The following is a 14,407-nucleotide window of genomic DNA, read 5'->3' as shown; positions in this document are numbered from 1 at the left end:
GTCTTTGACCTGTTGAAAATCAGGCTGATATTTTTCAGCCTGATTACTCATTTATAAACATTATTGATGCTTGTTAAAAAACCTTTTTAATCGTTATTATTAATGCAAAATCATGAACATACTACGAATATTATTTTTATCGGTACTACTATTTATCCAACACAATCTTTATTCACAAGAATTAATCACTTATTCTGTTCCCAAGGAATTATATTATGTTGCTCATAATGATGACTTTACAGTAAGAGTGCGAAGTATTGGCGGACAATGGCAAGATTTATATGAGTATAAAGTAAAGGTTGATATGGACAATGTGCAGGAAGCCTCGATGGTCAATTTTGATTTTTCTAAAGCTGTAGAAGTAGCCGTTACAAAAAACAATGGAGATATTCATGCTGTTAAGATTCGCCCATTATCGTATGGTATAAAATCTACTGTAAAGGACAATACGATTTTCTTTACGCTGAATAAGCCTCGTAATCTCTCCATTGAAGTAAATGGCGATAGATTGCATAATCTACATGTTTTTGCCAATGCTATTCTTCAAAATATTCCAAATGCTACCGATAAAAACGTAATGTATTTTGGTAAAGGAACACATTTACCGACCGATTCGACTAAAAAAGCCTTTATTATTCCTAGTAATACCATTGTTTATATTGATGGCGGGGCTGTATTGAAAGGTAAATTAGTATGCAATAAAGTAGAAAATGTAAAAATATTTGGAAGAGGAATTATTGATAATCCACAACGTGGCATAGAGATTATGCACGCTAAAAACATTGAAGTGGACGGAATAATTATCAGAAATCCAGACCATTACACCGTATATGGTGGCGAAAGTCAAGGAATTACTATCAAAAATATCAAATCGTTTAGCTGTAAAGGTTGGAGTGATGGTATTGACTTGATGAGTTGTTCGGATGTTGTGGTTGATGGCGTATTTCTGCGTACTTCAGATGATTGTATCGCCATTTATGCCCATCGTTGGAATTTTTATGGCAATTCTAAAAATGTGATGGTCAAAAATTCTACGCTTTGGGCAGACATAGCACATCCAACCAATGTTGGTTTACATGGCAACACCGAAAAAGGATGGGTAGGTGATACCTTGGAAAATATTACCTTTAAAAACATTGATATTTTAGAGCATGACGAGGACGACCGAAATTATCAGGGTTGTTTATCCATCAATGCAAGCGACAATAATTTAGTCCGTAATTTATTATATGATGATATACGCATTGAAAAATTTCAAGAAGGACAAGTATTCAACCTGCGCGTTTATTTTAATGAAAAATACAGTGGGGCGCCTGGCAGAGGAATCCAACATGTGCGTTTTAAAAATATTAGTTACCAAGGTACTTTGGATAATACTAGCCTAATACAAGGCTTTGATGATACTAGAAAAGTAGAAGGTATCATTTTTGACAATGTAAGTATCAATGGAAAAATAATATCCAATGCTAAGGAAGGCAATATAGCAATTGATAAACATGTGCTTAATGTAAAATTTACAAAAAGCGCTAATAAGTAGGTAATAAATAGGTAAGTTCAATATGTTTATCATCACTGAACCTACCTATTTATTGATTTTACCAACCCGGGTTTTGCTTCAACGAAGGATTTAATATAATTTGATTTAAAGGAATAGGTGACAAATAGCTTTTCTTAGTAAATTTTCGATTACTGACAGGGTCCATGATAATTGCCCCTGTTTGTGGGTCTGTGCCAAAAGTAATATAGGCCGAAGGAATAAAAAGAGGCTGACCATTATTGACAAAGGTTTCATATTCATTCCCCATTACCCTGACCCCCATCACTGTTTGATTCAGTTCTTGTTCTGCAATATTCCAGCGTTTTAAATCATCAAAACGAGTATTTTCTCCATACAATTCCAACGTTCGCTCTCTTCTGATTTCTCCTAACATCGTTAGTTTTGGATGTGTATTTATCAATTCATTGGTGAGATGCGCTACTCCTGCCCTATCTCTGATTTTATTAATAGAAATATCTAAATTAGCATCTGAAATAAAACCGTCTTTTTCATACAGTGCTTCGGCATACATTAAATATACTTCTGCCAATCTGATTTGCGGATAATCATAAGACTCTTGATTATCTTCTCTGAAACGATGTTCAGATAAGAATTTTCTATTCAAGTATCCGCTATTAACGTTTGTATAAAGCTGTGGATAAAAGGGCACTATTGTTGGTGGGAAGTCTTGTCCATATATTGCTCCCCCTCCCCAAGTGCTTAATCCATAGCCCCAATATTTTTTCCCAGGCCTAAAAACAAAATTTGTTAATCTATTATCTCTATTTTCAAACTCGTCACTCATTTTTTGATACCCTTTAAATACCGAAGATTCAGAAGGGGGAAGTCCATCCTTACACAGATACATATCCATCATCTTTCTATTAGGAGCTAATAATGAGCTTAGGGTATGGGTAAGGTTATTCAATGACTTGTAGAATACAAAATCGTAATTACTTTTTAAGATAAACTCTTTGTTAGAAGCTTTCGTAAAACCGAGCGGATTAGAAAGACCATCATCTAAATTAAACAAATAAAAATAGCTTTCATCGCCCAGTTTATTCCACAGCTCATATCCGCCCTGTTCGATTACTATTTTGGTTAGGCTAATAACTTCGTTTAAATACTTCAGCGTATTATTTTCTTTTTTTTGGCCTTTCTCAAAATCAGTCGCTTCTCCTACATATTTTTCCCATGTTGCCTCATAAAGTAAAACTCTAGCTTTGAAAGCCATCGCTGCCCATTTACTCACATGTCCTTTCTCGGCAGTACTAATGGTTTGTTCAATAGGCAAGTCTTTAATTGCTAAGTCTAAGTCATTAATGATTTGCTTAGTCAATTCATATCTGGTTGCTCTTTTTGAATATAGTTCTGGCGAATCAACATCAAGAACGGTAGTAATGATAGGTACTCCACCAAAACGTTTTAATAAAAAGAAGTAGTGCCATGCTCTAAAAAAATAAGCCTCTGCGACATATTGTTTTATTCCCTCTTTATTATCTGGGTACTCTTGGGCTTTTTTTAGGAGTATATTATTATTCCTAATATATTTATAAGGGTTTCTCCAGTAAATATCTATGGCATTTGTGATGCCCCCGCCTTGTCCATATACAGTAGTTTTGGTTGTTAAGTCAGACCCTACATCCATCCAATCATAAATGGAACTATCGTCTATTTTTCTCCATGAAATCATTTTGGTGTAGAAATCATTTGCTGCGGCTTTGAACTGTTCGGGTGTATTGAAATAGACAAATTCTGTTGTTTGATCAATGGGCTGTAAATCAAGCACTTCTTCTTCACAACTCAACAGTCCTATGAATAGTATGATAACTTTAAAAAATGTATATCGTTGTTTCATTGACAATACCCTTTAAAAATGTAATTCAAGACCCATCGACCAAGTTCTGGCAAAGGGGTACGTCTGATTAGTGTTTTCGCCAAACTCTGGGTCAAAGCCATCTTTGATGGTAGTCCATTCCCATAAATCATTACCCGATACATACAAACGACATTTATCAAGACCTATTTTTTTAACTAAATTATTAGGAAGTGAATACCCCAACACAAATGTTTTTAGTCTTAGATAACGGAGCTTCTGAACCATAATATCGGTATTATTATAATTCCAGTTATTTCTTTGAGATACTAGAGAGAGCCTTGGAAAAGCGGCATTAGTATTATCGGGCGTCCAAGTATTTCCTAAAAAATTAGGATTTTGATTCACATACATCACCCTAAAAGGAGCATTAAGATAACCCCATCTTAACATATTTTGACTGCCAACTCCTTGCAGAAAAGTAGTTAAATCAAACCCTTTCCACGTAAAGCCCATATTAAAACCATACGTAAAATGTGGGGCATTATCTCCGATGTACTGTAGGTCACCTGTGCTTCCGTTTTGATTAGCATTTCCTATCGCACTAATGTATCCATTCCCATCTAAATCAAGTTTTCTCAAATCGCCAGGGCGTAGTTTCTGGGTGCCTACGGTAGGTAGTTCTCCATCATTAATGGCTGTATATTTCGCATAATAAGCATCTACTTCTTCTTGCGTTTGAAAGTACCCATCTGTTTTATACACAAAAATTGCGTTAAGAGGATAGCCCTGTATTTGGGATACCAAACCCGTATTCCAAGCGTTCTTGCCTTCCATGGCAATCAATTTATTTCGATTATCGCTTATGTTAAAAGAGAGATTATAGGCAAAGTCTTCTCCTATTTTATCTTTCCAGTTTACCTGAAATTCCCATCCTTTTATCGCTAATATGCCATTATTAGTTTTGGGAGCAGTTGCACCCAATAGCTCTGGATACGCGACATCCACCAGCATTCCACTATTTCGTTTCAAAAAATAATCAAATGAACCACTTAGTTTATTATTGATAATGCCAAAATCAAACCCTATATTTTTCACACTAATACGTTCCCAAGTGCGGGTAGTACTAGTCATTCCTGTCAAAGAAGCCGTTTGTTGAATCGTGTAAGGTTCTCCGAAAATGGTAGTGCCTGTATTAATCGTTGACAAATAATCGTAAAGTCCTATACCCGACTGTCCGCCTGTCTCGCCATAACCACCCCTGATTTTCAATTCATTAATAAAAGGTATTTCTTCCATAAATTTCTCTTTGGAAATCAGCCATCCTACCGAAACGCTTCCGAAAGTAGACCACTTAAAGCCCTTTGCAAAACGTGAAGAGCCATCCCTCCTACCTGTCAATTCAAGTATATATTTCCCTTCATAATCATAATTTAAGCGACTGACATAAGAAAACAAACCCCAGTGGCTTGCTCCTCCTGCATTGGTAGCATTAACAGGGTCAGCGGTATTTAAATCATACAATCCTGGATAGAGAAGGCGCATTCTTTTACCCATTAAACTTTTGTTGTCGTTGAGTTCAGTAGTGATACCCACCATTGCAGAAAAACTGTGCTTAGCAAAAGTCTTTTTATAATCCAGAAAACCTCCATAATTTTGATACGTAGTATTATAAACATCTTCTTGAATGGTTGGATCTGGGTTTTGGATATTTGTAACCCTGTCCCCTATCCAATTGTATAATTTGTAGGTTTGATAATACTGTTTTCGCCATCCTCTGAGGTTGACATTAGATAGTTGACTACTAAAGGTAACATTCTTCCATAATTTGGCAGAAAGCTTTAAATTAAGCCTTATAATATCGTCAGTCGTCGTTACTCTCCCACTTTCTGCTGTTTTGGCTATAGGGTTCCGAAAACCAAAATCATCATACCAATTTCCTTTACTATTATAAACAGGAAAGATGGGTGGGTCATACCATCCATCTCCAATACCAGCAATCGGGAAAGAAACTTCTCTCTTATCATAAGAAATACCCGTTTCAATTTTTACTTTTTCTGAGAGCGCATAGTCATAATTGACTCGCATATTATATTTTTTTTCTCCATCATAAGCAGGCTTCAATAGCCCTTTATTGTTAGCATAAGCTAATGAAATTCTGTAATTTGATTTATCTGTACTACTGCTTAAACTAAGGTTGTGTTGCTGAGATACTGCCATACCATACAACGCTTTCATCCAGTTATTATCTTGATATACTTGCTCATAGCCTGTTAAGGGGTTATTCCATAGAAATGTTTCTCCACGTTTCATTTTTTCCAGCCTTTCTCTGTCATAAATCCAATAATAGCCCAAGCCATCTTGCTCAGAGGCTTCTAATAATAACTGGGCATATTGTGACATATTAGATACAGGCGTTGTTCTTCCTAAAGTAGAAGCCCTGATATTGGAATGGTAGGTTAATTTCATTTTCCCATCCTTTCCTCTTTTGGTCGTAATCAAAATTACCCCTCCAGCAGACCTTGCACCATAAATAGCAGCCGAGGCATCTTTCAACACACTAATTGAAGCGATATCGTCAGTATTCAATTGACTCAGCTCCCAAGTACCTAATGTAGGAATACCATCAATCACTATCAGTGGATCAACATCAGTAATGGATGATTCTCCCCGAATTCTGATTTTTAACCCTTCATTGCCAGGTCTTGAAGAACTCCGTGTAATCACTAAGCCAGAGGTAGAACCCTGAAGGGCCAAAGCCGCATTACTAATCGCCCTATCCTTAAATGTCTCTGCACCAATGGTAGCAATCGACCCTGTAAGATTTTGTTTTTTTTGAATACCATAGCCTACTACTACTACTTCTGACAGAGGACTATTATCAATTTTGAGGGCTACTTCTATCAAGCGTTTGTCATTGATAGCAACTTCTTCCTTCAAATAGCCAATGCTAGAAATGATTAATACGGCGTTCTCTTTAGGAACAGTTAATGTAAAATTACCTTCTTTATCGGTTGAAGTCCCTTTAGAAAACCCTTTGATAAGGATGCTTACTCCTTGAAGGGTTTCATTTCCATCTTCACTCTTTACTTTTCCTTTGATGATTACGCCTTCAGCAGGTCTATTCGTTGTTTTTTTTATCTCAACGCCTATTTTTTTTTTTATGTTAATAGTGGGGTCATAAATAAGATAAGATTGTTCGTTAAATTTTTCAAATTTAAACGAGAAGGGTTTAATAAGGAAGTCGAGCGTTTTTTCAAGGGTAGAATATTTATTAAGTGCCGACAATTCGACGGTTTTATCGGCTAATAATTTGTCATTGTACTCAAAAATTACATGATGATGTTTACCTAAAATTTCGATGGCTTCGACTAATGAAATTTTTAAGGGTGAATTAGACAACCCTTTTTTTCTTTGTGCAGTAGATTGGCTACATAAAGAAAAACACATTAAAAGCAGTAAAAAGATATTTCTAAGTAATTTTCGATACATTAATTTATTAGCCAAAAATAATGCTAGTTTCTCTGTTACTAATGAGCGTCGTTACAAAATCTATATTATTTTAAATGTATATTATCTCCCTTTTTAGTGACTTGTATCGGATATAGTTTTTGTAATTTCACAAAGAAAACATCCACTGAATCCGTCGGGAATGAACCTGTAAATGTTTCGTTTTTCAAGGTTGGGTTATCTATTATTATGTTTATATCATACCATTCCTTCATCATTACCGCAATCTCTGCCAAAGATTTTTGTTTAAAAAGTGTTATTTTATCTTTCCAAGAGGTGTAATAACGGGTATCTATTTCTTGTTTGATGAGCGTAATTTGCTCTTGAGATTGACTAACACCTTCACCAGGGCGTAATATTACAGTGTTGGCTATATTATTTTCATCTGTAACTTTTACTGAACCATGCTGTAAAGCAATATCTTTTTTATCCCTCCGATTTGACACGCTAAAAATAGTACCAAGTACTTCAACATTCAGATTGTCGGCATGCACTACGAAGGGGATTTTTTCACCATTAACTTCTTGCTTACTTACTTCAAAAATAGCATCGCCCTTTATCCATACTTCACGATTTGAATTTGCATACCACCCATTTTTATAAATAATGGATGAGTTTGCATTCAGTGTCACAACAGAGCCGTCGTTGAGTAAAACCTTCTTTGTTTCTCTAAAAGTGGTACTCGTTTCTTGTGTTCTGAAGCGATAAAAATACAATGCGACCGAACAAATAATTATCAATGAGCAGGCAACTGCCAACCAACTCCAGTTACTTTTTAGTCTTACTTTTTTATAATTACTTTGGTCTTTTTCAAGGTTCGATTCAATATACGACCACATTTTAGCGCGTTCTGACGGTGTCCATTTTTCATTAAAATCAACTTTTTTAATAAAGTGCATGGCATTATCTATCTCTTTTTTCTTTTCTGGATGTGCTAAAATCCATTGCGTCCAAAACTTATCACTATCCTCATCTGGTGCTTTTACCCATTTTTGGAAAAAATCATCCATTATAAAATCTTCTATGTCAAATTCTAAATAGTTCATTTTCAAATGGGAAGCTATTAATGATTAAGGATTATATAGTTAAAGATATAAATTATGGCTTTTGTAACCTTTCCAGTATTTTTTTATTAAGAAAAAGCATTAATTCCTTAATAAACAAGCAAATAACAATAGCATCAAAGGCAATAACAGGTCTATTTTATCAGAAAGATTATGTCTTAAACTTTTGATGGCTCTGTATAAAGTATTGCGAAGAATCTGATAGTCTAGCCCTGTCACTTCTGAAATAGCTTCGTAGCTCATATTTTCAAAGAATCTTAGAAATACCAATTCTTGTTGTCGTGGTGGGAGCGTCCTAATAGCACCTTGTAAAATATTATCAATGTCAGGAACATCTAATTCTGTTATTTGGCTATAATTATTTACGAAATAATCGTCATCAGAATTCGTATCTAATTGTTTTCTATCGTCAATAACACTTTTTAGAATAATCCTTCTCAGTGAAGCTATTAGATAATATTTTACAGAATTTGGGGTAGTCAAGTTTTTCCTACGATTCCATATTTGGACAAAAAGCTCTTGAACAGCATCACGCACTAAATCCCTATTATACACTATCGAAAGTCCATATTTCAAGAGGGTATCAGCATATTTTTGGTAAAAATATCCTAGTGCTTCTTGATCTCCATCAAGAAGGCGTAGCCACCAATCGGTTTCAGTATTTGGTAATTCTGAATACAAGTTTTAATAATTTCAAGAAAAAACATCATTCGTATAATACGCAAGATAAAACAAGAATCTAGGGTTTACAAAGAAAAGTAATGATGATGTTAAAAAAGCTTTTAAGACTTACTATAAAATGAAGGAGGAATTTATCTAAATTGACAATATTAGTTCATGCCGTTATTAATGCTTATTGTCGTTTTTAGTTAGAAATTCTTATTATAACTACTGTAAGCTGTGTAATCTATTATGAAGCCGAGTCATTTCTTTGTTGAATTGATTCATTAATGACTGATATTCAGGAAACATTTCAAATAATATTGCTGTTCGCAACCCTTTGATGCTATCTCGTTCTAAATTATTTTCTAACGATTGCTTATGATCATAAAAACTATTCGCTTGAATTTTATCAATTATTTGTTGGTAAAGAACAGGATTTTCTAATAAATAGCGTTTATCCAGCCCAGCAAGCGCTTTTTCATATTCCTGTTGTAACATATTGATGTTTTCTTTTAACATCGATATTTCGCTATTTTTTTCAGTATTACGCTTAACTACTTTTTTTACTTTTTCTTTCTTTACTTCGTATTTATCAAAAAGATTAGGCGTATAAACCATTGTATTGAGGAATCCACCAATATTTTCTATGCTTTTCCCTGATGCTAACGTATGGAGGGTATAGGTAATAGCTCTTTCTACTTGCTCTGCTGGCACCTCTCCTACCCACTTCTTTACTTGCTGTATGGTAACATATTTTTCTACTTTCTGAAATAATGTTTCAACCACATTATCAACAGCAATTATTTCTATGCCTTTTTCCGTAGTTTTTGCAGAAGCAACAGATTCTACTTTCAATCGTTGGTTTTTTGTATTCTCGAAAATATAGAAAGTAACAGCTACTACTTTCCTTTTCTGAATTTCTTCTTCAAACTGAAAATATATATCTGTGTACTTAGCCAAGTCTTTTTCTGCTCGTTTGATTAAGCCTTTAAAATGACCATAGAGTTGGTATTCGTGTGATTCTATCGACAGCAATTCCTTTAGTTCATCCAGCATGAACTTTCTTTTGCCTATCTTTTGGTATTGTTTTAGTAATTCAAATAGCCTAACAGAATAAATACTGGTTAGACTCAGAATATTTCTGATATCATATACTAAGTATCTGGCTTTTAGTTCTAATAAAAATTGTTTGAGCGCAGGATGAAAACTAAGCTTGATATAATTTTCCTTAGCGCCTTCTTCTGGGTTAGCCGTTGATGCCACTAAGTGTGTTTTAAAATACTCTCGCTTTCCTTCGGCTGTAGTGCGAAGTATTTCAACTTTTTTATCAAGCAATTTTTCAGCAGCTTTTTTTATACTATCGTATACTAACCCTGAGTCATGCAAATTAAACTCTCGCACGATATCTCCAGTGTTGATAGTATATTCATTAAAGTCTGTATCATTATGTTTAATAAGTGTTAGCATATAAGCAAAAACCCTTGTTTCCCAAATATCAAATTTATATCGGGCTTCTACCAATTCGTTAGCTTTTCGAATTAGCTTAATATCCGAATCGGTGGTTAATGGAGCTTTTTTCTTTTTGGTTGCCATTCATTAAAAAGGTAAATGCTCGTAAAAATATGTGAATACTTATTAAAAAACAATAAATATATCACATTAAAAAATGGATGTGATATATTGAATTTTTAAAGGTAATTAATTACTCCGAATTATTTGTGATAGATAAATAAAGCCTTTTGTATTTTTGAAAGTAACATTTTAATAAGATAGATGTTATTACATTTATTTTCCGTATCCGTTGTGATAGTTGATAAGTCATGGTTCTCTATAACTTCTATTATAGAATGACTTTTCAAAAAACACATTAATTACTCCGAATTATTTGTGATAGTTGGATACAAAGAATAGCTAAATAATAGGCATATCAAAGGTAATAAGACATAAAAAGATGATTGGTATAATTGGTACATTTAACATCGGTTAAATAATCATTAAATGTGAAATATTAAGGAAAAGATTGTACAAAAAAACATTGAAAATTAGCTTAAACACATTTCCGAATTATTTGTGATAGATAAAACTATTGACATTTATACACAAACGTTACTACGTCAATATTTGCTCCGAATTTTATGCGATACTTCTCCGAATTATTTGTGATACTTCTCCGAATTATTTGCGATAGATAAGTGCCTTTTTCCGAATTATTTGTGATAGATACCGAATTATTTGTGATAGATAGGCTCATAATACACTAATTTTCAAATAGTTACAACGGCAGAAAGTATTTAAAATAATAAATTAAAATAAAACAACATTGTTATTGTTTATGTTTTTTATTAAAAAATAAAACTGAAATTGATATTTGACTACTATTAGTAGTATCCAAATATCATCAAGAGATACTACTAATAGTTTAAAATTAGGCTGTAATATATAACCTCCTTAATATAAAAAATGTATTTTACTTAGTAATATTAAATACAGGACTTATATTTGCACAACTTATTTTATACTATAAAAAATGCTGACAACCGAATTATTGATAAGATTCTTGAATAGGAATCCGGCCTTAACAATCACAGGCATTGAGAAAGAAGCGGGCATGCCTACAAGGTCGCTGACGCAAATTATTAATCTCAAAAGAGAACTATCAGATAAACAACGCTTGAAACTATTACCGATTTTGATGAAGTATGGTTATAGCGAGACGTTCAATTTAAAAGCTACTACAATTGCGATTGCTAATAACAAGGGTGGCGTTGGTAAAACAACCACAACGGCTTATCTAGGAGAGGCATTATCGAACAGAGGGCTAAAAGTACTTTTAGTAGATTTAGATTCTCAGGGAAATTTGAGCCAAATTTTTAATGTAACTACTGACGAGGGACAGGTGTTCAATTCGTTGATTAATTTTAATGAAACGTTGCATATCAAGCAAATTACAGAAAATCTGCATATTGCACCATCTGATTTAGAATTGCAAAAGGCTGAGTTATCTCTGCTTTCAGCTCCTGCTAATCAACAACGTTTACAACGAGCTTTAGTACCATTTTTAGATGTGTATGACTTTATTTTAATAGATTGCCCCCCTTCCCTATCTGTTTTGACGTTAAATGCCCTAAATGCGTCTAATTCATGTATTGTAGCCATGCAGCCTGAAATGAATGCTGTGAACGGGTTAAATTCTTTGTTTGGTGTAATTCTTGAAACACAAATTTTATCTAATCCAGGACTGAGAATAGAAGGCATCTTGTTTACGATTGTTGAAAAGAATACTGTGCATATTGGCTTGAAAGAAGCTGTTCGTGAAACGTATAGCAGCGTAAATATTTTTGAAACAGAAATTAAGAAAGGAATAGAAATCAAGAAAGCACAAGCGCTTAAATCACTAATTTTTGACTTTGATAAGAACTCAGCCGCTGCTAAGTCTTATGATCAATTGGCAGTAGAGCTTCTTAATAACTTGAACAATAAAAAGTAATCAGGGAATGGCAAAAAAGATTGATTTTAAAACACAGATGAAATCTAATGTTACGCAGACAGTAACTTCTGGTTTGATTTCTAATGAAACAATAAAACAAAAAATAGTTATCTTAGATGAGCTCAAGAATCTTATTGAGCCTTTGCAAGAGGAAGAATTACAAGGTTTAGAGAGCAATATTCTTGCCAATGGATGTAAAGATTCTTTAATCATCTGGCAGACTACCGAAAAAGTAATAAATCCAGAAGCTATTACAGATACTGAACGGTTTGTATTAGTAGATGGACATAACCGTTATAAAATTTGCACCAAACATAACATTTCTTTTAATGTTATGCTGATGTTTTTTCATAGCTTACAGGATGTCAAAAATTACATGCTTGACCTTCAGATGGGTAGGAGGAACCTGAGCCAAATTCAAATGGCATATTATCGTGGGCTGAGGTACAATAATGAAAAAATTACGAGCAAAGCTGAAAATTTTAGCAAAGACGCAGGTGATGAAAAAACATCTCAAAAAATAGCAAAGCAATTTAATGTAGATGAAAAAACTATTCGCCGTGACGGTGAATTCGCGATTGGATTAGAAAAACTTAGTCCCGCTTTTAAGAAAGAGGTGCTTGCCGGGAAACAAAAAGTTTCAAAGAAATCGGTACAACAACTAACGAAAGTGGCCGTAGATAATTCGATAGAATCTATTGAAGATTTAGAAAAGGTATTGTCTAAGAAAGATAGTGCGGAAACAACTCTTGTAACGGAAAGAAAAATAAATAGAGATACTATTCTAACAATTCAGAATATGCTTGAGAAAGTATATGAAACCAATAGTTTAGATGATTATCAATCTTTAAAAGTAAAAGTAGAGGAACTAGGAAAGATACTTTCTGAGGCTTAATTAGAAATTTTCTCCAAGTGGACATAATGTCCACTTGGAGAAAACCATGTTTAGCTTTACATCTGTCGTTTGGCATTAAATTGGATTCATTTAACTAAGTAATCATTTTAACATTTACAATAATCATACAAAGCACTGTTTTTATTTGGGATACTGTATGTATTAAGCCATTAAAATACGATTGTTACAGTGCAAAGAACCAAATTGTGCTGGTTAAAAAATATCTATTTTAATAACTTTATCTTTTAAATGTTTGAATGAAAGTATTAGTAGAATCTGAGCTTATTTTTGGGTTAACCAGTTTTCTACGGCTCTCGAAAAATCGGCTACGTCAATAGGGTGTCTGCTAGTAATAATGTTTCCGTCTGTTACTACTGGAGCTTCTAGTACATTGCCACCAGCATTTTTTAAATCAACCTGAATATTCCAATAGCCTGTTAGTTTTCTTCCTTTCAAAATATCTGCCGAAGCCAGTACAACAGGAGCATGGCAGATAGCTGCTATGAGTTTCCCTGATTTATTGAACTCCTGAATAAACTTAATTACGTCTTTGTCATTGCGTAAGTTATCAGGATTCCATGCACCTCCTGGAATGAATACAGCATCATAATCTGCTACTTTTATCTGATCTGCCGTTCTATCAAATTTTATCCACCCTACTGGTTGAATATATTGAATAGCCATTACATGAGTTTTTGACATTTCAGGATAAGAAAGTCCGAATCTTTCTGGAGCTGGGTTGAATTTTGGAGCAACGATTTCCACTTCAGCACCTAGCTCTTTGAAATACCATACTGGACCTGTCAATTCAATTTCTTCAAATCCGTCGGCTACAATTACAGCTATTTTTTTCCCTTTTAAAACAGTCTTATTTTTTACGGGTGTGAAGAAGAAGTCTTTCAACGCTTCATTACCCGGAGCATTCAATAATTGACTAACTGGCATATTAACAACAGCAGGCTGAGTAGATAATCTATTGATAATTTCTAACTCATTTGAGTGATTTGTTTTCATTTCCTTTGTGCTTTGTTTAGTTTGAGCATTAGTATTTAATGTTGCAAGCAAACAGAACGTACTTGCAACAATGAGTTGATATATAGTTTTCATTGTTTTAACAGTATTAGTACTACTTTCTTTGATACTTTCCGAAGAGTAATGCTCAGATAATTTGTGCTATTTTTACTATATTTGATGGGTCGAATAAACTTCTCTATTAGCTAATAGCGGGACAATTTTGTTGACAACTATACTTTGAAAATGTGCTGAATTTCTATGATCATTCAATGCACTCTCATCTTTATACGCTTCCGAGAATTGCAATGTGTTTGTATCTGTTTGACTTTGATGGACTTTATAAAACAGATTGCCAGACTCTAATCTACTTTTTGGGCAACTTCATTTAAAAGGTCTAATACGTTTGACAATTGGCTTTCTG

At 33.8% G+C, this 14,407-nt stretch carries 10 protein-coding genes; 3 read left to right on the top strand and 7 right to left on the bottom strand.

Annotated elements, in window-relative coordinates:
- The first annotated feature begins 112 nt into the window (after window positions 1-112).
- Window positions 113-1,537, top strand: coding sequence for a glycosyl hydrolase family 28 protein (locus tag J2Y60_RS11125; protein WP_309917806.1), 1,425 nt, complete (start codon window positions 113-115; stop codon window positions 1,535-1,537).
- 58 nt (window positions 1,538-1,595) lie between these two features.
- Here J2Y60_RS11125 and J2Y60_RS11120 read toward each other — a convergent pair whose 3' ends face one another.
- The 5 genes from J2Y60_RS11120 to J2Y60_RS11100 all read right to left on the bottom strand — a co-directional run bounded on the left by J2Y60_RS11120 (window position 1,596) and on the right by J2Y60_RS11100 (window position 10,183).
- Window positions 1,596-3,395, bottom strand: a complete 1,800-nt coding sequence (locus J2Y60_RS11120; RefSeq protein ID WP_309917809.1) for a RagB/SusD family nutrient uptake outer membrane protein — start codon at window positions 3,393-3,395, stop codon at window positions 1,596-1,598.
- Window positions 3,396-3,407: 12 nt separating this feature from the next.
- Window positions 3,408-6,755 (bottom strand): TonB-dependent receptor, encoded by a 3,348-nt coding sequence (locus tag J2Y60_RS11115; RefSeq protein WP_309917812.1) that lies wholly within the window; start codon window positions 6,753-6,755, stop codon window positions 3,408-3,410.
- 155 nt (window positions 6,756-6,910) lie between these two features.
- Complete coding sequence (locus J2Y60_RS11110) at window positions 6,911-7,909, bottom strand: FecR domain-containing protein (protein WP_309917815.1); 999 nt, start codon at window positions 7,907-7,909, stop codon at window positions 6,911-6,913.
- Window positions 7,910-8,008: 99 nt separating this feature from the next.
- Window positions 8,009-8,608: a sigma-70 family RNA polymerase sigma factor gene (locus J2Y60_RS11105; RefSeq protein ID WP_309917818.1), complete on the bottom strand. Its 600-nt coding sequence runs from the start codon at window positions 8,606-8,608 to the stop codon at window positions 8,009-8,011.
- Window positions 8,609-8,815: 207 nt separating this feature from the next.
- Complete coding sequence (locus J2Y60_RS11100) at window positions 8,816-10,183, bottom strand: replication initiation protein (protein WP_309917821.1); 1,368 nt, start codon at window positions 10,181-10,183, stop codon at window positions 8,816-8,818.
- A 934-nt stretch (window positions 10,184-11,117) separates the two neighbouring features.
- On the opposite strand from J2Y60_RS11100, the gene J2Y60_RS11095 reads away from it, so the two are divergent.
- Together J2Y60_RS11095 and J2Y60_RS11090 are read left to right on the top strand one after the other, a co-directional pair.
- Window positions 11,118-12,077: a ParA family protein gene (locus J2Y60_RS11095; protein WP_309917825.1), complete on the top strand. Its 960-nt coding sequence runs from the start codon at window positions 11,118-11,120 to the stop codon at window positions 12,075-12,077.
- Between the two features lie 7 nt (window positions 12,078-12,084).
- Window positions 12,085-12,972 carry a hypothetical protein gene (locus J2Y60_RS11090; protein WP_309917828.1) on the top strand — a complete coding sequence of 296 codons (888 nt, stop codon included), beginning with the start codon at window positions 12,085-12,087 and terminating at the stop codon, window positions 12,970-12,972.
- 282 nt (window positions 12,973-13,254) lie between these two features.
- On the opposite strand, the gene J2Y60_RS11085 is transcribed toward J2Y60_RS11090, so the two are convergent.
- Both J2Y60_RS11085 and J2Y60_RS11080 read right to left on the bottom strand, forming a co-directional pair.
- Window positions 13,255-14,079 (bottom strand): type 1 glutamine amidotransferase domain-containing protein, encoded by an 825-nt coding sequence (locus J2Y60_RS11085; RefSeq protein WP_309917831.1) that lies wholly within the window; start codon window positions 14,077-14,079, stop codon window positions 13,255-13,257.
- Window positions 14,080-14,154: 75 nt separating this feature from the next.
- A complete protein-coding gene (locus tag J2Y60_RS11080) occupies window positions 14,155-14,334 on the bottom strand; it encodes a putative quinol monooxygenase (RefSeq protein WP_409014223.1) in 180 nt (59 codons plus the stop codon).
- Window positions 14,335-14,407: the final 73 nt, after the last annotated feature.

This window comes from Arcicella sp. BE140 (assembly GCF_031456255.1).
GTDB lineage: Bacteria > Bacteroidota > Bacteroidia > Cytophagales > Spirosomataceae > Arcicella > Arcicella aquatica.
This window is presented reverse-complemented; position numbering and strand designations above follow the sequence as displayed.